Annotated in this window: 21 protein-coding genes; 6 read left to right on the top strand and 15 right to left on the bottom strand. The window is 66.1% G+C overall.

Features of this window, described 5'->3' with window-relative positions; all coding sequences use genetic code 11:
- The first annotated feature begins 172 nt into the window (after nucleotides 1-172).
- Nucleotides 173-3025 (top strand): cation-translocating P-type ATPase, encoded by a 2853-nt coding sequence (locus tag QME70_09695; protein ID MDI6894860.1) that lies wholly within the window; start codon nucleotides 173-175, stop codon nucleotides 3023-3025.
- 206 nt (nucleotides 3026-3231) lie between these two features.
- Here QME70_09695 and nrfD read toward each other — a convergent pair whose 3' ends face one another.
- The 13 genes from nrfD to QME70_09630 all read right to left on the bottom strand — a co-directional run bounded on the left by nrfD (nucleotide 3232) and on the right by QME70_09630 (nucleotide 14949).
- Entirely contained in the window at nucleotides 3232-4386 is a 1155-nt protein-coding gene (nrfD, locus tag QME70_09690) for a polysulfide reductase NrfD (protein MDI6894859.1), read from the bottom strand.
- 156 nt (nucleotides 4387-4542) lie between these two features.
- Nucleotides 4543-5319, bottom strand: a complete 777-nt coding sequence (locus QME70_09685) for a 4Fe-4S dicluster domain-containing protein (GenBank protein ID MDI6894858.1) — start codon at nucleotides 5317-5319, stop codon at nucleotides 4543-4545.
- Nucleotides 5319-5717: a sulfate reduction electron transfer complex DsrMKJOP subunit DsrJ gene (dsrJ, locus tag QME70_09680; GenBank protein ID MDI6894857.1), complete on the bottom strand. Its 399-nt coding sequence runs from the start codon at nucleotides 5715-5717 to the stop codon at nucleotides 5319-5321. The genes QME70_09685 and dsrJ overlap by 1 nt, the downstream gene beginning before the upstream one ends.
- 2 nt (nucleotides 5718-5719) lie before the next feature.
- A complete protein-coding gene (locus tag QME70_09675) occupies nucleotides 5720-7417 on the bottom strand; it encodes a (Fe-S)-binding protein (GenBank protein ID MDI6894856.1) in 1698 nt (565 codons plus the stop codon).
- Nucleotides 7417-8445, bottom strand: coding sequence for a sulfate reduction electron transfer complex DsrMKJOP subunit DsrM (gene dsrM, locus QME70_09670; GenBank protein MDI6894855.1), 1029 nt, complete (start codon nucleotides 8443-8445; stop codon nucleotides 7417-7419). The genes QME70_09675 and dsrM overlap by 1 nt, the downstream gene beginning before the upstream one ends.
- Nucleotides 8446-8454: 9 nt before the next feature.
- On the bottom strand, nucleotides 8455-9000 hold the full coding sequence (locus QME70_09665; GenBank protein ID MDI6894854.1) for an RsbRD N-terminal domain-containing protein: 546 nt from the start codon (nucleotides 8998-9000) through the stop codon (nucleotides 8455-8457).
- A gap of 279 nt (nucleotides 9001-9279) precedes the next feature.
- Nucleotides 9280-11448, bottom strand: a complete 2169-nt coding sequence (locus QME70_09660) for a recombinase family protein (protein ID MDI6894853.1) — start codon at nucleotides 11446-11448, stop codon at nucleotides 9280-9282.
- A 14-nt stretch (nucleotides 11449-11462) separates the two neighbouring features.
- Nucleotides 11463-11849, bottom strand: a complete 387-nt coding sequence (locus tag QME70_09655; protein ID MDI6894852.1) for a hypothetical protein — start codon at nucleotides 11847-11849, stop codon at nucleotides 11463-11465.
- A gap of 47 nt (nucleotides 11850-11896) precedes the next feature.
- Nucleotides 11897-12253 (bottom strand): hypothetical protein, encoded by a 357-nt coding sequence (locus tag QME70_09650; GenBank protein MDI6894851.1) that lies wholly within the window; start codon nucleotides 12251-12253, stop codon nucleotides 11897-11899.
- A 103-nt stretch (nucleotides 12254-12356) separates the two neighbouring features.
- Nucleotides 12357-12902 (bottom strand): hypothetical protein, encoded by a 546-nt coding sequence (locus tag QME70_09645; GenBank protein ID MDI6894850.1) that lies wholly within the window; start codon nucleotides 12900-12902, stop codon nucleotides 12357-12359.
- Nucleotides 12903-13165: 263 nt separating this feature from the next.
- Nucleotides 13166-13558 (bottom strand): hypothetical protein, encoded by a 393-nt coding sequence (locus tag QME70_09640; GenBank protein MDI6894849.1) that lies wholly within the window; start codon nucleotides 13556-13558, stop codon nucleotides 13166-13168.
- Nucleotides 13559-13592: 34 nt separating this feature from the next.
- The gene (locus QME70_09635) at nucleotides 13593-14090 is read right to left on the bottom strand and encodes a hypothetical protein (protein MDI6894848.1); all 498 of its coding nucleotides are present in this window, start codon (nucleotides 14088-14090) and stop codon (nucleotides 13593-13595) included.
- A 1-nt stretch (nucleotide 14091) separates the two neighbouring features.
- Nucleotides 14092-14949: a phage integrase N-terminal SAM-like domain-containing protein gene (locus tag QME70_09630; protein ID MDI6894847.1), complete on the bottom strand. Its 858-nt coding sequence runs from the start codon at nucleotides 14947-14949 to the stop codon at nucleotides 14092-14094.
- A 142-nt stretch (nucleotides 14950-15091) separates the two neighbouring features.
- On the opposite strand from QME70_09630, the gene QME70_09625 reads away from it, so the two are divergent.
- Complete coding sequence (locus QME70_09625) at nucleotides 15092-16435, top strand: ParB N-terminal domain-containing protein (GenBank protein MDI6894846.1); 1344 nt, start codon at nucleotides 15092-15094, stop codon at nucleotides 16433-16435.
- A 22-nt stretch (nucleotides 16436-16457) separates the two neighbouring features.
- Here QME70_09625 and QME70_09620 read toward each other — a convergent pair whose 3' ends face one another.
- On the bottom strand, nucleotides 16458-17579 hold the full coding sequence (locus QME70_09620) for a hypothetical protein (GenBank protein ID MDI6894845.1): 1122 nt from the start codon (nucleotides 17577-17579) through the stop codon (nucleotides 16458-16460).
- 174 nt (nucleotides 17580-17753) lie between these two features.
- Between QME70_09620 and QME70_09615 the strand changes: the two genes are divergently transcribed.
- The 4 genes from QME70_09615 (at nucleotide 17754) to QME70_09600 (ending at nucleotide 22641) form a co-directional block, all read left to right on the top strand.
- Nucleotides 17754-17966 (top strand): hypothetical protein, encoded by a 213-nt coding sequence (locus QME70_09615; GenBank protein MDI6894844.1) that lies wholly within the window; start codon nucleotides 17754-17756, stop codon nucleotides 17964-17966.
- A 235-nt stretch (nucleotides 17967-18201) separates the two neighbouring features.
- The gene (locus QME70_09610) at nucleotides 18202-21546 is read left to right on the top strand and encodes a primase C-terminal domain-containing protein (GenBank protein MDI6894843.1); all 3345 of its coding nucleotides are present in this window, start codon (nucleotides 18202-18204) and stop codon (nucleotides 21544-21546) included.
- Nucleotides 21543-22004, top strand: coding sequence for a hypothetical protein (locus QME70_09605; GenBank protein ID MDI6894842.1), 462 nt, complete (start codon nucleotides 21543-21545; stop codon nucleotides 22002-22004). The genes QME70_09610 and QME70_09605 overlap by 4 nt, the downstream gene beginning before the upstream one ends.
- Nucleotides 22005-22338: 334 nt before the next feature.
- On the top strand, nucleotides 22339-22641 hold the full coding sequence (locus QME70_09600; GenBank protein ID MDI6894841.1) for a hypothetical protein: 303 nt from the start codon (nucleotides 22339-22341) through the stop codon (nucleotides 22639-22641).
- A gap of 247 nt (nucleotides 22642-22888) precedes the next feature.
- Here QME70_09600 and QME70_09595 read toward each other — a convergent pair whose 3' ends face one another.
- Entirely contained in the window at nucleotides 22889-23755 is an 867-nt protein-coding gene (locus QME70_09595; protein MDI6894840.1) for a hypothetical protein, read from the bottom strand.
- Nucleotides 23756-23829: the final 74 nt, after the last annotated feature.

Genomic DNA, 23829 nt, shown 5'->3' with positions numbered 1-23829 from the left:
TGGCGGGCGGCCGCGAGTGACTGACGCTGGCCGTGCGGCATAGGATGGGACGGCGTGGTAATTTACGTGGAGTCCGGTGTTCTCGACGTGATGGACTGGGCCAGGGTGGCCGGGCATCACGGTTACCCCCCGGGCATAGGCATAGGGAGGACTTGCACCGGGGGGCGAAAGCGTGGAGGGCACACCTACCTGGCACGCCATCGAGGGCGATCAGGTCCTCGACATGCTGGCCAGCGATGGCGAAAGGGGCCTCACCCGGCAGGAAGCCACGCGCCGGCTGGAGAGGGTGGGGCCCAACTCCATCGCCAGGGAGAAACGGGTACCCGCCTGGCGGCTCTTCCTTTCCCAGTTCGATGACTTCATGAGTCTGGTGTTGCTCGGGGCTACGGCCATCTCCGGCCTCCTGGGGGAGGTGGCCGACGCCATCACCATCATAGCCATCGTGATCCTGAACGCCTGGCTGGGGTTTACTCAGGAGTACCGGGCGGAGCGGTCCCTGGAGGCGTTGCGGGTGCTGAGCGCGCCCACCGCCCGGGTACTCCGGGACGGGCAGGAGGAGGCCGTACCCGCCCACCAGGTGGTACCGGGGGACGTCCTGCTGCTGGAAGCCGGGGACCGCGTAGCCGCTGACGCCCGCATCCTGGCGGCGCACCGGGCGGAGGCGGAGGAAGCCGCCCTCACCGGGGAGTCGGTGCCCGTGCGTAAGTGGGCGGGTGTGCTGCCCGCGGAGCGCCCCCTCGGGGACCGGCGCAACCTGGTCTACGCCGGGACCACCATCACCCGGGGCCGGGTGAAGGCGGTGGTAGTGGCGACCGGTATGAACACCGAGATGGGGCGCATCGCGGGCCTCATCCACGAGGCTGATGAGGGCCCCACGCCTTTGCAGCGCCGCCTGGATGAGCTGGGACGGCGGCTGGTGTGGGGCTGTCTGGCGGTGTGCGCCCTGGTCGCTGCCCTGGGCGTAATGCGGGGCGAGGCTCCCTATTTCATGCTGCTCTCGGGGGTGAGCCTGGCGGTGGCGGCCATCCCCGAGGGGCTGCCCGCCGTGGTCACTATCTGCCTGGCCCTGGGAGTGCAGCGTATGAGCCGGCGGAACGCCATCGTCCGGCGCCTGCCCGCCGTGGAGACGCTGGGATGTGCCACGGTGATCTGCGCCGACAAGACGGGCACCATCACCCGCAACGAGATGACGGTGCAGTACCTGTGGGTGCCAGGCGGGGAGTGGCACGTGACCGGAGAGGGCTACCAGCCCCGTGGCTCCTTCCGTCCCCCCGCGCCTGCGGCCGACCCCGGTGCCGGGGCAGGTACGACCGGGGGAGGTGCCGGCGCGGGCCGGACGGGGCTGCCGACGCCAGTGGGGCTGCCGGGTCTGCCGAGGCTGCCGGGTCTGCCGAGGCTGCCGGGTCTGTCGGGGCAGGTCGAGATGGCCCTGGTGGCGGGTGCGCTATGCAACGACGCCCACCTGTTGCACCGTAACCGCGAGTATGAGGTGCAGGGGGACCCCACTGAGGCCGCCCTACTGGTGGCGGCCGCCAAAGCAGGCCTTTGGCGCGAGGAACTGGAGCGGCACTGGCCCCGGGTGGGAGAGATCCCCTTCGAGCCGGAGCGGCGCTGCATGAGCGTAGTATGCCGGGGGCGCGGTGGCAAGCACGTGGCCTTTGTGAAGGGGGCCCCCGACGTGATCGTGCGCATGGCGCGTGCGGCACTGGGCCCCCGGGGGACGGTGCCTCTCGACCGCGCCCTGGCCGCCGAGATCGGGGCGCACAACGAGGGCTACGGCCAGCGAGCCCTGCGCGTGCTGGCTCTCGCCTACCGGGAACTGGACGCTCTGCCGTCGGACATCAGCCCGGAGGCCATCGAGCGGGATCTCGTGTTCCTGGGCCTGGCGGCCATGGCCGATCCTCCCCGGCAGGAGGCGCGGCGGGCGGTGGGCACCTGCCGTCGAGCCGGCATCGCCACCGTGATGATCACCGGTGACCACCCCGCCACCGCCCGTGCCGTGGCCGAGCAGGTGGGGATGCTCTCCCCGGGCGACCACATCCTGGCCGGCACCGAAGTGGAAATGATGACCGACGACCGTCTGCGCGACCTCGCCCCTTCGGTGAGGGTCTACGCCCGCGCCTCCGCCGCCCACAAGCTGCGCATCGTGCGCGCCCTCAAGTCCCGGGGGCACGTGGTGGCCATGACCGGAGACGGCGTCAACGACGCCCCTGCTCTCAAGGAGGCCAACATCGGGGTGGCCATGGGCCTCAGCGGCACCGAGGTGAGCCGGGAGGCCTCGGCGATGGTGCTCCAGGATGACAACTTCGCCACTCTGGTGGCGGCGGTCGCGGAGGGCCGTGCCATCTACGACAACGTGCGTAAGTTCGTGCGCTACCTGCTCTCCTGCAACGTGGGCGAAGTGCTGGTCATGCTGGGCGCCACCCTGGCCCGCCTGCCCATCCCCCTCCTGCCCATCCAGATGCTGTGGGTGAACCTGGTCACCGACGGCCTTCCCGCCCTCGCCCTGGGTGTGGAGCCCGCCGAGCCCGACGTAATGGACCGGCCGCCGCGCTCGCCGCAGGAGAGCATATTCGCCCGCGGCCTGCTCTGGCGCATCGTGGGGCGTGGTCTCTTCATCGGGCTGGCAAGCCTGGCCGTCTTCTGCTGGGGCCTTTACGCCCCCGCCAGCGGCGGCGCCTCCGGCCCGGTCATCGCGGGCGCCGACGTCGCTGCCCCCAATCTGGATGGGGCACGCACCATGGCCTTCGCCTGCCTGGTAATGGCCCAGTTGGTGCACGCCTTCCACTGCCGCTCGGAGACCCGCTCCCTCCTGGGGACGGCACCGGGAGGCAACCCTGCCGTGGTGGGCGCCGTGGCGGTTTCGCTGGCCATGTTGCTGGCGGTAATTTACCTCCCCTGGATTGCCCCCTTCTTCCACACCGTCCCCCTGAACTGGCAGCAATGGATGGTGGTACTGGCCGGTGCCCTGGGCGGCGACGTGCTGGACCTGTTAGGCCGCCTCATCTTCCCCCGCCCGCGCTGATCCGGCTCGGAGAATCCCCGGCGCTCGCACTCCAGTGGGAATCGGGCATCGTCTCTCCGGCGAGGGGGGGCTCGCAGGAGGAGTTCTACAAAAATCAACGGAGGAGCTCCTTCGAAAAATGGAGGACTCCCTCTCCTGAGCAGCCGCCAGGCCCCCCAGGCACCGCGGTGGGAATCCGCCAGGCTCCCCCACGTGGCCGCATCTCTTCATCCTGCCGCGGCGGATTCTTTGACGGAGATGGCGATCTTACAGAGGAGGGTGAGGATGAGCAGGCCGGCTGCCCACACCCCTATGGCGATGAGGGCTTCGGGCAGCGTGGGTGCGTATTCCCGGATCTCTTCGAAGGGGTTGGGGATGAAGCCGCCCACCACCAGGCCGATGCCCTTCTCCAGCCAGATGGATACGAAGGTGGCTGCGCAGGCAAACAGGAGGCTGGCGTCACGCCGGCGGGTGGCGGGACTGATGAGCAGGTAGGCGGCCACCAGCCCCAGGATCACCGAGGCCCACATCAGCGGGACCAGATTGCCGGAACCGGTGAAGAGGTAGACGATGGTAGGCAGGCCGTGGCCGGGCACCCGGCTGTAGAGGGCGGTGAAAAGCTCCAGGCCCAGGAAAAACAGGCTGGTGGTGAGGGCGTAGGTGACGATCAGGGAAAGCTTGGCGATGGCCTCGCGTCCGGGATCAAATGAGGTCACCCTACGCAGGATGAAGGCCAGCATGATGAGCAGGGCGGGCCCCGAAGCGAAGGCCGAGGCCAGGAAGCGGGCGGCCAGCAGGGGATTGAGCCAGTAATGCCGCCCGGGGAGCCCGGCGTACAGGAAGGCGGTCACGGTGTGGATGCTGACGGCCCAGGGGATGGACACGTAGACCAGGGTCCTCACCCACCGGGGCGGGGAGACCTGGTTCCGCTCTGACTCCAGGACGTTCCAGCCGATGATGAGGTTGAGCAGCAGGTAGCCGGTGAGCACTACCATGTCCCAGAAGAGGATGGAGTTGGGGGTGGGGTAGAGGATCATGTTGAAGATGCGAGTCGGTTTGCCCAGGTCCACGATGACGAAGAGCAGGCACATGATGACGGCGGACACGGCCAGGAACTCGCCGAAGATGGTGATGCGGCCGAACTCCTTGACATTGTGGAGGTAGTAGGGCAGGACCACCATCACCGCCGAGGCGGCAACCCCCACCAGGAAGGTGAACTGGCCGATGTAGAGGCCCCAGGAGACGTCCCGGCTCATGCCGGTGATGGTGAGGCCCCGCGCCAACTGGAGCAGGTAGCAACCCGCGCCGACCGCGACCAACGCCAGCAGGAGGGCCACCCACCCCCAGTATTTCTTGCTTCCCGTCAGTGCCTTCTCGATCATCAGTCACCCTCCTGGTCCTATGTGGCATGCTCGTGCGCCTCTGCGCGTGCCGCTGGCGGTGCGGAGCCATCGCGTACCTCTGCGCGTGCCGCTGGCTCGGAGCCATCGTGCGCCTCTGTGCGTGCCGGCGGCCGCGCGCCGAGCCCCGCGCGCGGTCTAGCCGACCACGTAGTAGACGTTGGGCCGGGTGCCCAGCTCCGGCTTGCGGCAGACAGTGTAGCGGGTGCGGAGGATATCCCGCACCTGGGAACGGGGATCTTCCAGGTCTCCGAAAACCAGCGCTCCGTACCGGCAGGCGGCCACGCAGGCGGGGGGCCGCCCCTCGGCCAGCCTCTCCTCGCAGAAGTTGCACTTCTCCACCACGCCCCGTTCCCGGGTGGGGTAGGCGGGGTTGGTGGTGCTCAGGTAGGGCCGGGGATCGCGGAAGTTGAAGCTACGTGCTCCGTACGGGCATGCGGCCATGCAGTACCGGCAGCCGATGCAGCGGTGGTAATCCATCATCACAATGCCGTCTTTCCGCTTGAAGGTGGCCCGGGTGGGACATACCCGCACGCAGGGGGGATCGGTGCAGTGGTTGCACAGCACGAGGAAGGGTTTGCCCGCCAGGCTCTCCGCCCGCCCCTCCTGCTCGGGGAAGGCATGTTCGTAGGGTTCCCTCCAGATCCACCGGATCTGCTCCTCGGGGTCGGAGATGTCGGGGACGTTGTGGGCTCGATCGCAGGCCAGGATGCAGTCCCGGCAAGCGCTCCCGCCGCTCTCCCAGCACTTCTTCATGTCCACCACCAGGGCCCATCTCCCGGCGGTGATGACGCCGGAACTGCGGGCTCCCTGGGCTGCCCCGGTCTTGAGCAGGACGTCGATGACGGGGGCTGCCATCAGGCCCAGCAGCCCCAGCCCGCCCATCTTGAGGAAGGTCCTGCGGTCCATCTCCATCAGCGGCTCCCCTCCTCCGGCGGCACGTGGCAGTTCCAGCAGTTGGGATGAACGCCCAGGTAGTTGTGACACTGGTCACAGAAGCGGCTCTTGTTGGAGTGGCACTTGAGGCAGGTGTCCTCCAGGCTCATGGGATACTCCTTGCCGTCCTGCCCCACGTAACTCTTATCGCCCGATCGTACCACCCGATCCCGCCAGCTCTTCAGGAGCTCCATGTGGCTGGCCCTCATGTATTCCACGGGCTCGATGCACTCCTTTTTCGCCAATCCCGCGATTACCGGCGTGTTCAGGTCCGGCTGGGGCGCCGGAGTAGCTCTCCCCAGGTGGTACCACACCGGAAATGTCACCAGGAGGGCGAATATGAGCAGGCCGGTCAGGATTTTTCCCGAGTCGTACATGCTTACGCCTCCCTCCCCGGGGCCGTGTTCGGCCCGCTGCGTGGTCCCGGCCCGCCGGGCTCATCCAGGTCGCTGACACCGGGCCCGCTCGGGTCGCCGGTGCCGGCCGGTTGCGGGAGGGGGTTGCCGCGCAGGTCGGTGGTGCGCTCGTCCTCGTCGGGCAGGATGAGGGCGTTGCCCACCAGTTCGTGCACCCCGGTCACCCCCACCCCGGGCACCCAGTAGTCCATGAGGGGCGGCAGGGCAGCCCGGTCGATGGCGCAGATGCAGGCCAGGGTGTTCACCCCGTACTTCTCGTGCACGTACTTCACGGCGTTGGCGCGGGGCAGGCCGCCCCGCAGGCGCATTTCCAGGTTCTCGTCCGGGCCCAGGCCGGCCCCGCTACCGCAGCAGAAGGTGTACTCGCGGATGGTGTTCTCGGGCATGTCGAAGAAGTGCCGGCATACGTTCCGGATGATGTAGCGGGGCTCGTCCAGCAGTCCCATGGCCCGGGAGGGATTGCAGGAGTCGTGGAAGGTCACCACCAGGTGGTCGTTGCGGGACGGGTCCAGGTTGAGCCTGCCGTGCTTCATGAGGTCGGCGGTGAACTCGCAGATGTGGACCATCCTGGTGGACCGGGCGTTCTCGAACCTGGTGCCGGTGATGGGGGAGACCGGCTCCTCCAGGAAGTCGGCGGGGCCGTTCATGGTGTCCATATACTGGTGCAGTACGCGCCACATGTGACCGCACTCGCCTCCGATGATCCACTTCACGCCCAGCCGCTTCGCCTCCGCGTAGATCTTGGCGTTGAGCCTCTTCATCACCTCGTGGGAGGTGAAGAGGCCGAAGTTGCCGCCTTCGGAGGCGTAGGTGCTGAGGGTGTAATCCAGGCCGATGGCGTGGAACAGCATCAGGTAGCCCATGAAGGTGTAGATGCCGGGATCGGCAAAGACGTCGCCCGAGGGCGCCACGAAGAGGATCTCTGCTCCCTTGCGGTTGAAGGTGGGCTCGATCCCCACCCCGGTGACGTTCTGGATCTCCTCCACACAGAAGTCCACCATGTCCTTGAAGGCGTGGGGCAAGAGGCCCAGGTGATTGCCGGTGCGGTAGCAGTTGGCGATGGGGGTGGCGATCCAGTCCACGTTCAGCCCCAGCAGGTTGAGCAGCTCGCGGGCGATGATGGTGATCTCGGCGGTGTCGATGCCGAAGGGGCAGAACACCGAGCAGCGCCGGCACTCGGTGCACTGGAAGAAGTAGTAGAACCATTCCTTGAGCACCCGCTCGTCCAGGTCGCGCGCGCCCACCATCCTGCCCAGGAGCTTCCCCGCCGCGGTGAACTCCCGGCGGTACACCGATCGCAGCAGTTCCGCCCGCAGCACGGGCATGTTCTTGGGGTCGCCCGAGCCGATGAAGAAGTGGCACTTGTCGGCGCAGGCCCCGCAGCGCACGCAGGCGTCCATGAAGATCTGCAGCGAGCGGAACCTGTGCAGCCGCTCACGAAGTCCCTCCAGAACGATCTCCTTCCAGTTGGGAGGAAGCTTCCAGTCGTCGTCCTCCGGGGACCACTGGCGGGGGAAGGGCAGATCGAGGACCTCCAGGCTCCTGGCCTTACCCGGGTAGCACCAGGTGCCCCTGCGAAACTGGACCGGGGTATCCATCCATCCCGTGCGGGGCGGCCGGTGACTTATCTTGAGCAGCTCCTGCGGCTTGGGTGCGGACATCACTGGCCCTCCTTTTCCACGGGGATGCCCACCTGCGCGGGGGGACCGGCTTTTTCCACGGGGATGCCGGCCGCGATCATGTGCTTGCGGAACTCCTCCTCGTACTCCTCGTACGTGTGCACCTTCACCGGGTAGTTCCAGGGGTTGATGTGCCTGCGTTCACGATTGGTGTTGGCCAAATTCCGCGTGGGGCTGAGGAAGATGCCGGCTATGTGCACCAGCTTGCTGAAGGGGAAGTACATGAGCAGCACGCTCACCAGGAAGAGGTGCACGTAGAAGAGGGCGCTCAGCCCGGGCGGTACCACCGGATGGAAGGTCACCAGGCCCAGGGCCAGCTCCTTGACGGCGGTAACGTCCACCCGGAAGAAGTAGCGCATGAGCACGCCCGACCCCGCCACCCCCATGATGAGGAAGAGGGGGAGGTAGTCCGCGGGCAGCGATACGTAGCGCACCTGGGGGATGAGCACCCGCCTCAGGAAGAGGTAGGTTAGGGCCACCAGCACCGCCACGTCCGTGAGGTACAGGGCGCTGAGGCCGGCCTGAAAGAAGCCGTCGGCTCCCTCCAGCCAGCCCACGAAGGCGGGCACGGGCTGGGTGAAGAAGCGGAGGTGCCTGGTCAGGATGGCGAAGAGGGACCAGTGGAAGGCCAGGCCCGCCACCCACAGCCACTTCTCCCAGAAGTAGACCAGCTTCGGGCCTTCCCGCAACTCGAAGCGGCTGTTGCGCAAAAGCGACCGGAAGAAGAGCACCTCCAGCGCCACCCTGGCCACGGCGCCCAGGGTGGTGGCGGGGTTATCCACGGTGGCGTACCGCATCCAGGGTAGGGACCTCTCCTGCCCGCAGGTGGTGGGAATGCGGAAGGGCACGGGCGCCCGCGCCCACCTCACCACCCGCCAGATCACCCCTCCGAGGAAGGTGAGGCCGGCCAGGTAGGGTGTCACCGTCCCCAACACCGCCTGCAGGCCGGCGGCCGCCCCCGCCCAGGCCACCAGTATCAGTGCTACCGTCAAAGCCAGGGATATCCCCATCCCCACCGCCTAACCCTCCCCCTCTCCTGCTTGCCGCCACGTCAGGCCCGCCCTCTCCAGGAGCAGGTGCGTGCGGTTCCTGAGCTGGGTGAAACTGATTTCGTGGATCTTTTCCCGGCAACCCAGGTAGACGTCGAAGGCGAGCAGGGCCAGCCGGTCGATGCGGTCGTCCAGCTCCCGCCACTCCTCGGGCGCCGCGGCACCCGATGCGGACCCCGGCGTGCGTGCCTCGCGGGGCTCCAGCACCTCGCGGACGACCCTTTTCAGGCCGGGGACGAAGGCGAGGGCCCGGGAGGGAGGGAGATCCTGCACCGCCCTGATACGCACGATGCGATCCAGCAGGGTGGCCGACCGTGCGGGATCACCTTCTCCAATGAGCTCTTCGTAAACCCCTGCTATCGCTTCCTGAAAGACGTTTCCTACCGGGTTGGCGAACCGGTCCCGCTGCCCTTTCAGGAAGCGCACCGTTTCCGGGGGGTAATCTTCCAGCACGAGGTCCAGCCACCTGGCCACGACGGCTGCTTTCTTCTCGTGGAGCAAAACCTGCAAGGACACCGGGCCGTCCTCCCCTTTCTGTTTACGGCCTGGGTAGGGTCCGGGGAAACAATTTCGCCAAAAGCCCCCCGTGTTCCTTTCGGTGGGACTGAGAATCGCATCACAGGAGGAGCCCGGGGCGATGCCGCCATTTAGAGACGAGTCTACAAACGCGTTGACCAAACGGGTGTGTGGTGTGCAGACAGGTTGACGGGTCGCCCCGGTGTAGATATAATTAGCCGCAGTCTAAGTATGTTTCCACAGAGGAGTCACGTGGAGAGCGGGCGGGAGACGGAGAAGTTAACCCCCGAGCACCTCCTGGACCTGTGCCAGCAGGTGATGCAGTCGCTGAGGGGGCTCCACTGGCGGGAACTGCTGCCCCTGAGACTGACGATGCCCCAGGTCAAGGTGCTGCACGTGCTGTCCCGGCGGGAGAAGGTCACCGCCGGCGAACTGGCTGAGATCCTGGGAGTTTCTGCGCCCACGGTAACCAACCTGGTGGGGCGCATGGCGTCCCTGGGCCTGGTGCACCGGGAGCGGGGCCGCACGGACCGGCGGGTGGTGTACGTTTCCATGACGCCTGCGGGAGAAGAGACCCTGCGGCAGGTGCGGCAGGAGCACTGGTCGGTCCTGCGGGAGCTGTTTGGGGAAATGAGCGCCGGGGACCGGGCTGCCCTGGGCCGGGGCCTGCAGGCCCTCCGGGAGGCCGTGGGGCACTATGTCCGGCGTAGGGGAGAAGGTTCGCCGGGGGAAGTCCGTAAGGGGATGGAAGGAGGCCGACGGGGAGAGCATGACGGGTGAAGCGATAGTGGAGACGGAGGAGCTAACCAAGCGATACGCGGGAGGAACCCTGGCCGTGGACCGGGTGAGTTTCCAGGTCGGGGCGGGGGAGATATTCGGTTTTCTGGGGCCCAACACCCCCGATTTGCAATCCGAATTATTGGGATCAATTGGCGGGTTGAATCTGTAGCGGATGGTCACGTGGGGAATCCGTTTGCCGTTTTCTTCTGTTATGGTCGTCACCTCAATCTTCTCCACCAGGGCCTGCACCAGTTCCCGCTTGGCCGCCGGGTCGGCCGCCTCCAGCTTGTCTCTCAGCTGCTCAAGGACAGTCCTGGCGTTGAGCGCTTGGGTGCGGATCTCTTCCGCCCTGTACTCCGCGGCGAGCAGGGCGGCCTTTCTCTCCTCCAGGGCGGAGGCCTCCCGCGCCAGGGCGCCGAGTTCGCGTTCCAGTTCGGCCTCGTCGATTAGCCCCTTGCGGTAGATGTTTATGAGTCGCGCCCGTTCCTCACCGCAGCGGGCGAGGGAGCGGGCGAGGTTCTCCAACTCGCGCGCCCTTTCCTCCCTGGCCGCCGGCTCCTGGCTCAACCGCGCCTCCACTTCTCCGAGCAGTGCGCCGGGATTGCGGACGAACTCGCATATGTCTTCCCACACGATGCCTTCGAGTACGTCCGCCCGCACCGCCTTGGAGGGGCAGGGCTGGCCGAGCCGCCTGTCCACGTTCTTGTTGCCCAGGCAGCGGTAGTAGCGGTAGGTGCTCCGTACTTGGCCGTCACCCGCATAGGGGGAACCGCAGTGGGTGCAGGTCACGAGGCCGCGCAGCAAGTAAGGCTGCTTGGTGTTGCGCAGGGCCTCCTTCCTGTTCTGCTTCCTGGTTTGCTCGGCCTGACGCCACACCTGCTCCGTCACGACGGGGGGCACCTCAACGATCACCACCTCGCCAGAGCCTTTGCGATAGTGGTACTGGCCCATGTACACGGGGTCCGCCACGATCTGGAGTACCCTGCTCGCGCGCCAGCGCCACACTCCCTGTCTTGCGCGGTGAGTGTTCTTGAACTCGGCCGTCAGGGGTACTCCCTCAGCGTTGAGCAGGTCGGCTATGGCCAGCGACCCCATACGTTCCTGAGTGTAGAGGTGGAATATGCGCCTGACGATTTCTGCCTCCCTGGGCTCGATCTCCAGGCGCCCGTCCTCGCCTACCCGGTATCCGAGAGGCGGTGGCCCACCAGGCCACTTCCCCTCCCGCAGTATGCGGTCCTTGCCCAAAGAGGTGCGCTCCAGGATGGTTTCCCGCTCCAGCGTGGCCATGGACCCCAGCATCGTGAGGATGAACTGGCCGACCGGAGTGGAGGTGTCGAAGGGCTCGGTCATGCTCTGCAAACGAACCCCCGCAGCCTTCATCTTCTCGCAGGCATCGAGGAGGCAGATCGTCTTGCGGGCGAGGCGGTCGATCTTGTAGATGAGAACGGTGTCGAACTTGCCCGCCTTTGCGTCCGCAAGCAGCCTCCTGCCCTCTGGCCGCTCCTCAAGCGGGATGGTCCCCGTGACGCCATCGTCCAGATAGTGCGCGGTAACCTTTACCCCGTTCAACTCGCAGTAACGGCGCGCGTATTCGACCTGATTCTCTATGGACCTTGCCTCCTGCTGCTCTTCGGTGGACACCCGGCAGTAGACAGCTACTCTAGTCACGACACCGCCTCCCTTCAGGGCTTGCCCCCGGCCTCCAGCCACTTGCGGCGTTCTTCCTCCAGCCACTCCTGCTCCCGACGCTGCTGCTCCCACTGCTGCCGCATCCACTCCGCCTCCTTGCGACGTTGTTCCTCCTTCCACTCTTCCACGAGGCGGCGGAATTCTTCGGGCGGGGTGTAGACGCCCTCTTGGATCTCCTTCCTTATGCACTCGTCCTCAACGGGGTATTCCTTCCGCTTCTGCCCGTGCCACATCTTGCCGAAGCCCTTCGCTCCTCCCTCCTCGTATATCTCCTCGAAGATCTTCAACACCTCGATGTAGCCCCTGCGCGCCCAGGAGGTCTCCTTCAGCCGGTCCCGCACGAACTGGGTCTTGATCCCCTCGACGTAGCTCTGCGTCATCCCGACCCCTCCCCCTGCCAATCTTAGCGCACCCTGGCACTCGGGGCCTAGTCCCCCTCCGCCTCCACCTCCTCCACCACGAAGGCAGCGTATTCGCCCGCCTGCACTAGGAACCTGACCTCCCTAACCCACTGGGCGCCGCGGGAGGCCAGGTAGGAGTTCAGTTGGCACGTAAGGTCGGCCACGGTCGGAGCGGAAAACCCCCGCGCGCGGACGAAGTACCCGTAGCCCAATCCCTCGGCCTCGCCCTCAAGGTCCGCCACGGCCTGCTTAAGGCACGCCGACAGCCCCGCCGCTTCGGCCGGGGACATGACCACCTCGACGAGTTCTCCGGAGTACACGCCGGCCAGCGAGAGTTTGACCTCGCCGTTCGCCTTGCGCGCCGAATACAGTGAGAGCCTCATGCCGGAACCTCCTCTCAGGATTGTGAGCAACCTCTCGCAAACACGGCAAGGCCCCCGCACCCCGGAGGGCGCAGGGGCCTGCCGTCTTTTTGGACGTTAGTCGTTAGCCCTCAGTTACCGGGGAAACCCTGGTGACCTTCACCTTCTGGCCGTTAGGGAGGGTGACTTCCACCGACTCCCCTGCCTCCAGGTTGAACTTGCCAGTCTGCGCCTTCACGATGCCCCAGAATTCCGCCGCCGAAAGGACTCCCTCGCCTTTGGCTCCCGCCGTGCCACCGGAACCCTTGGAAAGGCGCCACATGGCCCGGGAAACCTCGCACTGGAACCCTGGCTTCCCGTTGGCTTCCCACAGGTAGGCGCCAGCAGGCCTGCCGTTGCCCGAGTTGCCGCTTGCCCCCGGCCTGCGCACCGAGGCCAAGTACTCGGCAGGCACCGGGATGCCCAGCACTTCCGCCGCCTTGATGGCCTCCCTCACCGGCCGCTGGAGTGCGCTCTCCAGTTCGGCCAAGCGCCGCTTCAGACTCACCAACTCTTCCTCCAACTCCCGTACCCTGGCCTCCGCCTGCCGCTTCTCGGCCTCCACGCCTGCCCACTCAACTCCGCCCTTGGCCGCGGCCTGGTCCAGAAGATCCCGGAAATCGACCGCCACCCGAACCACCCCCATCCGCCATTTTTGGCCGTCCGTGGCCGTCGGTTTTGAGCCTAGCCAAGGTACAGCGGATGGGTGGATTCTGTCAAGACATTTTTCCGATGCATCGGATGCCGCGGTTCGCGGCAAGCTGCATCGGGCACGGGGGTGCCGCGTAGATGGCCCAGGACGGGGGGAAACGGGCGGGACGATACCATGGGTCACCCACCACGGTTTCCGGCGGTCCTGGGGCCATCCTGGACGGTCCCGGAATGGGCGGGCGGCTATGCGGACGGGCGGGAAGCTGCCCACGCCAGCAGGCTGGCCAGGCCCACTCCCACGAGGATGGCGGCGGCAGGCAGCCCGGGCTTTCCCGGCCCCTCTTCCTCCTGCGCATTGCTGGGGGCAGCGGCGTATTCCGCTCCAGGATTCTTCTCGGACGGCTGCCGGGTACCGGTGGGGCCTTCCAGGGCACCGGGATTGGAAGACTTCTGCCATCCCAGTTCCACCCCGGCCAGCTTGGCGGCGGTGCGGAACAAGTCCTCTTTGCCCTCGGTCACCCGGAAGGTCTTGGCCGCCTCGTCGAACTCCCCGGCGGTGACCTCCTTCGCCCAGGCCGCCAGCCGGGAGGCGGCCTCGGGGTCAGCCTCGGAGATGACACGGGCCTTCGGGGACATGATCGTCAGCTCCTTTCCGTCTCGGCCAGGTCGCTCAGCCTGCCCGTTTCAAGCGGAAAACGGTGTCCTCCGTGAGCAACCTTTCCAGCAAAACGTCTCTGGGCGGCAGCGATACCATAATCTGGCCCAAGTCGCCTGCCTCGACCTCGGGGGGAACGGCCAACCCAGCGTCACGGTAGGCGTCCGGCAGCAGTTCCAGCACGGCCCGCCGCGCTTCTTCAGACAAGATCAGGAATAGGTGCAAGGCGTCCAGCAACTGCTCCGGACTACCGAAGTCGTATTGCATGAAGCCGACCATGGGCCTCTCGTTGGTGGCGGGGAGGGAGCCGCCGAACTTCTGGACGCGCACTTCGGCCGCGTAGGGTGAAGCGAATAGCCGTTCTATCTCGGGCATCATGCCGCACACCGGGCAGGTCATCCTCACGCGCACGGCGTGGCGGGGAGGGGCGGCCCCGGTCGTCACCTCCGCCGTTGTGGTAGCAACGGGAACAGGGGTCTGGTTCGTTACGTCGTTACGCTTCCGCCTCGGCATCCTAATCACCCCACAACGGCAGGAACGGGTGGCGCTCGAAAACCGCCTGGTCCACCTGCCGGTCCTGCCTGCCGGGGTCCAGGTAGCCGCCATCTTCGCCGACGACCGTGGCGGCGTGATAGCGCAACAACATGTCCGACTCGGACCGCTTCCACCTCAGGAAGTTGCGGATCACCGCCTCGGGCAGGTTGGCCTCCACCAGGCCGCGGGTGAGGGCCCGGCGGATGGCGTGCCATCCAACCTCGGGCATCCGGGGAAGGCCGGCCGCCTCCTCGACGCGGTAGTACGCCTCGGAGACCTCACGGGGGGTCGGGGGGTGGCTCAGGCCCCTTTCCAGGTAGGGGAGCACGGCGTCGGGAACCAGGTGCGCCCTCTCACGCCCCCGCTTGGCGGTGCGGACGTAAAGGACCCCTCGATCGGTGTCCAGGTCAGTTGGGGTTACCGAGGCCATCTCCACCCTCCGCAGGCCGTAGGTGGTGGACATGGCTACCAGGGCGGCATCCGTGGGCGTTACCTTGCCAGAAGTGGCGGCGGAAACCATGCGGGATATGAGGTCGGGGTGCAGCGCAGGGGCGTAGATGTCCCGCTCCGACACGGCGGGAAGTTCCCACCTCTTCAAGGGCCAGGGGATGCCGCAGGCCCGGTAAAGACCTCGGATGGCCACGAGTTCAAACCGGCGAATCGTATTGGGGGAGTAACGCTGCTTTTCCAGGTGGCGGATGTAGGCTAGGAGCCTGTCCCGTCCGAGGTCGCCACCGGCGAACTGGAGGAACCGGCGGGCGGTGTGGACGTAGGAACGGCGGCAGGACGGGGGCAATGTGTCAGCGTAGCATTCCAACATCTGGCTGGCACCGGGCACGGAAAACACCTCAGTTAAACCTAGAGCCCCGCCGGGATTTTGTCAACACAAATACGCGCCCAAATACGCACCCGGTGCCCCCCAACCGCTGCCTCCCTTCAAGCCCAGGCTGTGCTAAACTTGGAACCGAGAGGTGCGAACCATGCAAGCCTGCGAAATCCCCATCCTCGACATCGAGGTCGACCCCGAGGTGTACCCCCGCAAGCGCCGGGACGACACCGCCATCGCTCAACAGCGCCTGGCCCTGGACCGCCTGCCACCGATCCACGTTGTACGTACCCGTTCAGGCAAGTACCTGCTGGTCGACGGTAACCACCGCTTGGCGGCCCACCAGCTGGAGGGCAAGGCCTCCGTCAGGGCCGTCATCCGCACGGACCTTCCCACCCGCCGGGACGTCCTGCTGGAGGCCATCCGCCTCAACGCCACCCACGGGACGCAACTCTCGGGCAAGGACAAGGAACGGCTGGCCAGGCGGCTGTTCGGCGAGTACTCCGTCGAGGAGCTGGCAGACCTCCTTTCCGTAAGCCCTCGGACGGTGAGGGAATGGACCCGGCAGGAGAGGCAACTCGCCGAGTTCCGCCGGGACCTCCAGGTGCTGGACCTTTACCTCCGGGGGCAGACCCCTGCGGCCATTGGGGAGGCCCTGTCCTTGCCCAGGTCGACGGTGGAGGAGATCGTGGACCGCTATGCTCACGACATTGGCAGGCTTTCCGAAATCGTGAGGACCGCGACCAGCCGGCCGGGCATGGAACTCGAGGAGGCCAAACAGAGGCTGGTACACGAGATCTTGGGTGAGCATCTCCTCGATCCCGCCACGCCGCCACCTAGCTGGCAGGACTACTCAGTGTGGTACTTCGACGGCTGCGACCCCAAGTACGGTTCTGACTACCCAGGCCGGATGGCGGGGCAGATCGTGGAAAACCTGCTCTGGAGCTACGTGCCGGTGTTCGGCAACGTCTACGACCCCTTCGCCGGGTCGGGCACCACCTGGGACGTGTGCCGGGCAATGTTCCGCCGGTGCTGGTGCTCGGACATCGCTCCCTACGCGAAGGACAAGATATTGCAGCACGACATTGCCCAGGGCTACCCTCGCTTCCCCAAGGGCTACAGGATGGACCTGGTAATTTTGGACCCGCCTTACTGGAGCCAGAGGAAGGGCGACTACGGCCCCGAGCCGACCAACCTGGTCAACCTCCCCCTCGACGGGTTCTACGAAGAGATGGAGAAGGTCATCGCCGGGGCGGTGGATGTGCTGGCCAACGGGGCGAGGGTAGCTCTCCTGATCTCGCCCAGCCTCGTGGATGGGAAAGAATACGACCACGCCTTCGAGCTGTACCGGCGGGCGGTGCGCCACCTGGAGTTCGAGAGGCGGTACATCATACCGTACTCGAAGTGGCAGTATGAGGCCCACGATGTGGCGCGGGCGAGGGAGACGGGCGTGAGGCTGGTCCTGCACCGGGACCTCGCGGTGTTCCAGAAGGGTTGACCGCTTGCCCGAGCGTCAACAGTCACCCAGCGCCACCCTTTTTGCCGCCTGATCGGCCTTTCCACGGCTTGTCGTCCTCCACAGCCTTGAACCAGTCGGTGGGGAGGGGGGTGCGGTCCTCCGGCGGAAAAAGCCGCTCCGCCCGCTTGAGCACCCGCTTCCTGATCTTGACCAGTTTATCCTTCGGGGGTTGATTGCGGAACTTGGCCAGCTCCCGCCGGTATTCGTTCCGAACGTACTCCTCATATGCAGCTCCCGGAGGACGAAGGACGCTGCGCGGTCTTCCACCCACCAGGAAGCCCGACAGGGCCGGGTTGCCCGCCAGGAACCGGATAACTTTCTCGCACCTCTCGGCGAGTTCATTGTCCTGTTTGTCGATGGTCGGGTCCTTCTCCACCCTCGGCTGCCTCCACTGATCCATCGGGGCACCACCCTGGATGTCCAGCACCGAGATGTCGTCGCCAAGAACCACCTCGGGGATGGGTGCCACTCCCTCCACCACGGGGACGTCGGGCGGCAGGCCCAGAACTTCCCGAACCGTTCGGCCCGCCACAGCGGGCCCGTACAGCAGCGGGGCATCCCACCACTGGTCGTGGAGCCTGTACGCGTAACCGGGGCGCAGACGCCACGTTAGTTTCTCGCCGAGCCGCTGCTCAACCTCGGCACTGGCCATGTCTAGAGCGGTATTGTCCACTTCAACATAGAGCGTGTTGGGCCACGCCACGCCGAACCCCCGCGGTGCCGCGACCGGCTCCCAGGCGAATTCTTCTGGGGCCGGGCCCCGCCGGGGAATGTACTCCACCCGGTAGTACCCGTCAGCCGAATAAAAACTTCCCTGCACGGCGGCCATGCTCGGCGGTGAGGTGTTAAACCGGAAGCGCTCGGGAGGCAGGCTGTGCGGGAACGTCCCGCCGTGATGGTGCGACAAGACACAGGACAAGAAGTAGTTCAAGTACCTCAGGGGGAGACGTTCGGCCAAGGCAAGTTCCTCGTACTCTTTCAGGGCAGCTTCTCTGAACGCGGGCCAGTTCTCTCCTAGCCACACCTCGATCGCGTGCTCCGGGCCGATGGGCATGTTGAACCTCTTCCGAAGCCCTTCAACCGCCTGGGTCCACAGGGGGGTGTGTATGCGCCCTTCGTCCATGGTGTCACCCCGCTGCGGCGACAAAAATGGGGATCTATTATGTCGCCGTTTCTTATTTTACAACACTGCTAGCGCTAGCAGCACGGGGGCACTCTCGTGGACACCAGAGAACTCAGTTCAAGACTTGAACTCCGAGAAATCCCGGTGCCCGGTGCGGTGAAGGGGTGAAACGGAATGGGGCGACTTATCAGTATTTACGAAGCTAGCCGACTGCTGGGGGTCACTCCGCCCACCGTGTACGGCTGGGTCGGCCGGGGCATCCTCACCGGACACCGAGACAGCATCACGGGGCGACTGTTCGTCGAGCTGGACGAAGTAGAACGCCTGGCCCCCGACCGTCGTATCCGCCCCGTCCAGAGCGGTGGCCGCGGGGGGAGAGTGCAGTGACCGGGCGTGCATTGGGTAGGCACCCACCCACGCAGCCGTTGCGGGTCGTCCGCATTTACCGATCGCCGGACCCGTGGGAGAGCGAAGCAATCGTCCTGAGCTTCTTGCGCATTCTGGATTGCCCAACACGTAGACCCGCAATCGGTCGCAACTGTGCCCCGGGCCTGACGCGAGGCCCGCTGGCCAAGTGATTTGGGGCCGCCCCGCCTGCGGCCCCTGGGAGTGAATGGTACGTATGGACCCTGCACCTCCCGACATTGATTTTACTCGAAAAGGCGCGAGACCACAACGCGAAATCGCCGCGAGCTTCTTCCGCGCGCTCTACGGCAACGACGCCACCGGCTGGCTCACGCTCTGGACTCCACACGACCGCAAAACCCGGTACTTTCCCGGCGGCAAGCTTGACTTGGCAGCGAGCCAGGCCATGTGGCTCTCCAACGCGGGACTAGACGTGTACTTCGGGGTCGGACTGCGGGCCCAGAACCTTGGAGAAAAGCGGCGCGGGGAGGCCGCTGACGTGTGCGCCATCCCTGCCTTGTGGATTGACGTAGACGTGGCTGGCCCAGCGCACGCCAGCGCGGCGCTACCTCCCAGCCTGAAGGAAGCCTTGGCTCTAGTGAGCGAGTTCCCCCTGCTGCCATCGCTCTTGGTGGGTTCCGGCTGGGGCCTCCATCTTTATTGGCTCCTGCGCGAACTCTCGCTGTTGGAAAGCGACCAGGAGCGACGGGCCGCGCAGGAACTCCTGCGGTGCTTCCAGGCGACGATCCAGGCGAAAGCCAGGGAGCGCGGATGGAACTTGGACACGACATCGGACTTGGCACGGGTGCTGCGCGTGCCTGGAACGATGAATTACAAACTACCCCAGCAGCCGGTGCCCGTGCGCGTACTGGAAGTGCACCTAGACAGGCGGTACAATCCCAGTGACTTTGACCCGTTCCTAGCAGATGCCGTTCTTGCTGGCTTGGTAACTCGAAGCCCTGCTGGCTCGCGCCATGCGGCGCAGGACCGAGATGGCGAACCCATCCCGGAGGGGCAGCGGAACGCTACCCTGACTAGTCTTGCTGGTTCTATGCGCCGGCGTGGGATGACCGCCGAGGAGATCGAAGCGGCCCTGCTGGCCGTCAACGCCCGGCGGTGCCGGCCTCCTCTCCCGGAGGACGAAGTGCGGGCTATCGCCCGGAGCATTTCCCGGTATCCGCCGGCCGAAGATTACTCAGACACGCAGGCAGCCGCCCTGGCTACCGCTCGTGAGAAGGTGGCTCACGTGCTGGAGGCCGTCCGCACCGATCCTGGAGCACCGTTCGCCCCCGAGGCGTTGGAGGCCCTGGCTGAACTGCGCGAGAAGGACCCCGCAGACTGGGCGCGCGTGCGGGCGGCGCTGAAGAAGGCCGGGGTGCACCTGCGCGATCTGCACCGGGTGGTGGCCGAGGCCGCCAGGGATGCCAGGGAGCAGGCAGGGCCGCCAGTACGCGATGGGCTGCCGTACTCCGTCCTCGGTGGGCAGATTTGCTATACCAAGCAGACCCCGTACGGCCCCGAGGTGATCCCGCTGGCGAACTTCAATGCCCGCATCGTGGCAGAAATCCTACGCGATGACGGCGCAGAGCAAACCCGGGTCTTCGCCATCCAGGGTGCACTCAGCACCAATGCCCCCCTCCCCTGCGTCGAGGTGCCCGCGGAGCGGTACTCTGGCATGGGCTGGGTGACGGAAAAATGGGGAACCAGGGCGCTGGTCTATGCTGGTCAAGCCACGAAGGATCATCTCCGCGTGGCGATCCAGCACCTGTCGAGCGAGGTACCCGAGAGGACCGTCTTCACCCACCTCGGGTGGCGTAAGATCGAGGGGGCATGGATCTACTTGCACGGGGCTGGAGCAATTGGAGCACAGGGGGCAGTGGCAGGAATACAAACCGAACCAGAGGACCGACTGCGCGACTATGTTCTGCCCGAGCCTCCACAAGAGGAGGAACTTCGCCAATCGGTCAGGGCGTCTCTCTCTCTTATAGAGGGCCTAGCCCCCGACAGGGTCATGGTGCCCTTGCTGGCTACCGTTTATCTCGCTCCGCTGGGTGAATGCGTAAACCTAGACATATCAGCTTTCCTTGCTGGGCAGACGGGCGTCTTCAAGACCGAACTGACCGCTCTGGCCCAAGCACACTGGGGCCCGGTCTGGACCGGGCGATACCTGCCCGCAGACTGGCGCAGCACTGCGAATGCCCTTGAGCGGACGGCCTTCCTGGCAAAAGATGCAGTGCTCGTCATTGACGACTTCGCCCCGAGGGGCACACAAGCCGATCTCGCAATCCTGCACCGGGACGCCGACCGCCTGCTGCGGGGCGCGGCGAACCGGGCCGGGAGGGCCAGATTACGACCAGACGCTACGGCGCGCCCGGTCTACTACCCCCGGGGCATCATCATTTCATCCGGCGAGGATCTTCCCCGGGGGCATTCGCTGCGCCCCCGAACCTGGATCGTGGAGGTTTCGCCCACCGATGTGGACGCTGGTCGGCTCACCGAAGCGCAGACGCTGGCCGCCCCGGGGGTCTTCGCTAGGGCGATGGCCGCTTATATCAGGTGGCTTGCGCCTCAGATCCACGCGCTCAAGGAAACGCTGCCGCGGCGCCGCGTGGAGCTCCGGCAGAAAGCGCTGGGCGAACACGCCAGGGTCCCCGACAACCAGGCCGCGCTGGGTGTGGGCATGGAAACCTTCCTGCGTTTCGCCCAGGAAGTGGGTGCCATTGGCGAGGAGGAACGGGCAGGACTCTGGGAGCGCACGTGGGTGGCCCTGAGCGAGGGAGCGGCGGCCCAGGCCCGCCACCAGGAGGCGGAGGAGCCGGTTGGTATGTTCCTACGCCTTCTTGCTGCGACCATCGCTTCGGGCGAAGCCCACGTAGCGGATGCGAAGGATGGGGCCGAGCCTGAGAATGCCGAGCGGTGGGGCTGGCGGAAGAAGTGCATCGGGGCAGGGGAGAATGGCCATACCGGATGGCAGCCGCAGGGCAGGTGTGTCGGGTGGCTGGAGGGCGTGAACCTGTATCTCGAACCAGACGCGGCCTATGCTGTGGCGCAACAACTGGCGAGGGCGCAAGGAACAAGCATTCCCGTTACCCAGCGGGTGTTGTGGAAGCGCATGGCCGAAAGGCAATTGCTGGTTGCCACGGACAGGGACCGAAACACGTACAAGGCCACGGTGGTGGGCAAGAGGCGGCACGTAATTTCTCTCCACGCCGACACTCTCTTATCCGACACAATCGGGACAGTCGGGACAACCGGGACAGGCATGCCGGAAAACCAACAGCGACAAGGCTTTTCGGAACCTGAAAGGCGTCCCGATTCTTGCGGACAACGCGAAAATCGGGACACCGAAATCGGGACAGCGTGGCCCGGGGCCGGAGCTGAGTGTCCCGATTTTCCGTCCCGATTTTCGGCGGCTCCGGCAAAATCGGGACAGAAAACGGAGCCTGAAAGTGTTGAGGCTCAAGGATCCGTCCCGAATGTCCCGATTGTCCCGGTTTCAGGGGCGTATAACACTGATGCCGTGAACCAAAAAACGCGGGAGCGGGAGGAGGGGGTCCTGTGACCCTCGAGGAGCTCCTGGCCGAGTGCGCCCGACGTGGCATCGAACTGGGCCCCGTGGGGAGCGACATCCGCTACTCCTGCCCCAAGGGAGCCATGAGCGACGAGCTCCGGGAGGCCATCCGCCGACAGAAGGCCGAACTGCTGCGGCTCCTCTCCGGGGCGCGTGCCACGGGGCAGGAGGTGGCCCAACCCTCCGCTGCCCCCACGGTGCCGCCGGAGCACATTCTGTCGGCCCCGCCCGCCGACCACGGGGGCGGAGCTTCGCTGAACCGGGCGGATGGAGTTACCCTGGCGTTGAGCCTCCAGGGCGATGGCAGTTGCTATGTGTGTGGTGGGTCGAGGTGGTGGTTGAGCAGGTACGCCGTGCTAGTCTGCGGCGTCTGCCACCCCCCGGCGGTACCTGAACTGGTGGACCGGTGGATGGGCGAAGAGGAGGCATCTAGGCTTGCCCGAGCGTGAGGGGGGATGGCGGATGTATGCCTATCAAAGGGAGGCAATCGACGTGAGGGATCACGCGCCGTCGAGTAGGTTGCCCACACGTGAACTGTGCCGCCGGTGCGGGCAAGGGACATACCTCGTCTCCTGGGTGATGGAGCGGGGCAGCATCCTCGCAGTGTACCGCTGCGGCCATTGTGGGGATGCGCGGCGGAAGCTTTGGAGTCCGGACACGCTGGCTGCGCGTGAGGAAATACGCAGGCTACTAGCGAGGGGGCAACGCTGACGTGGCGGACGGTTGTGGGCCTTTGCTTCCGCCGGGGGCAGGGGGGAGATATGCGGGGAGGTGTTTAAGGAATTGGCCAAGCAAGATTGCCTCGCGGCACCGGTGGCGGAGCGCCTTTCGGCACGGGAACTGGAAAGGCTGATGCGGGAACCTCCCCGCCCCGGCCGGGGGGGCCTCCTGCCTGGGGAAAACACGTGGACAGCCACCGGGCCAGACCTCAAGGAGGTCCTGTCCCTGCTGACCTTGGTCCTGTCCGAAGTCCGCCTGGTCAAGGCGGGTCAGGAGACGATTCTTGCAGCGCTGGCCCAGATCAGGGCGGGACCCCGGCGGTGCCAGCCCAGTACAGCTGGCGATCAGTTGAGGCTGCCGCTGTGAGTGAAAGGAGGCGCCACGGTGGCCCCGTTTTCCCGCTGTTATCGAGAGGGAGGCGAGTGGGCATGACCGTGCTCGGTGCTTTGTTTCTGACCGCCGCTGGGGTGGTGCTGGTGGTAGCAACTATCGGAGCCTGGCGGGCTGTGTCCCAAGCTGCCGCCGCGGCGAAGAAGGCGAGAGAATAAGCCTCTGCCCCGCGCCCCTCAGCAGGCGTTGCCCGTTCCATCGGTGCTCTTTGCCCCTGCGGCTGTCATGGCGAGGCGCTTGTGCCCTCCTGACATAGCGGCACCAACGTCACCGCCGCCCACAGGACAAGCTCCCGCAAGGTCAGTTGCCACGCCGCGTGCGACCAGTTGCCGCCCGTGATCGCCTCCGGCGGCCTGGCCCTGGGGTTGGCTCCTGTCGCTTCCGACCACCTCTTCACCCTGTCCAGGACGAGCAGCACGGTTGGGGGCAGCACCTCCGCGGCCAATTCGGGTGTTCCCATCGCGTATAGGGCCCCCGCCAAGAAAAGGTCGCGCCGCAATAGCTCCGACAGGCGGCAAGCCTCCCCGTACGCCTTGATCTTCTCCCCCATCTCGGCCCCCGCCGCTTCCACCTCGGCCACGGCCTGCTCCTTCAGCCCGGCGATGGCCGAAACCGCCGCATCCCTGAGGGCGGCTGCCGCCCCTTCGAGTTCACCCCGCTTCCCCTCCAACGCCCCGACGGAGGCCTCCAGCTTCTTCTCCCTGGCCTCCAGTTCCCGGCAGCCGGCAAGAAGGGAGCCGTACCGCTCGATGTCGGACTCGAGTTCGCTAGGTTCAGTGCCGGCCCGGGACAGTATCGCCGACCACTTGGACACCTGCTCAGGACTTACCCCGGCCCTCCGCAGGGCCTGGAGTTCTTCCAGCGCGGCCTGACGCTGGCGGACTTTCTCTTCGAGCGCTTTCAGCCCCGCCTCCCGCTCGGCAATCGCCCTTTCCAGCTCCCGCGCCCGGGCCTCGAGGTTGCCCACCCGCTCCAGCCCGTCCACCACGTTTTGCAGCCAGGCTCCAAGGGAGCGACCGTTCAACATGGCATCCAGTCGTCGCTTGCAGTCGGCCGGGAGGCGGGCGCTGACGGTGACGGATTCAGCCATTGGGTTCACCTCGCGCGCAGTTTACAGCGGTAAACACCGGGGTGCAAGGCATGGCGAGGGCGTAAACACTCCCG

Source organism: Bacillota bacterium, assembly GCA_030019365.1.
GTDB lineage: Bacteria > Bacillota > Sulfobacillia > JACIYH01 > JACIYH01 > JACIYH01.
This window is presented reverse-complemented; position numbering and strand designations above follow the sequence as displayed.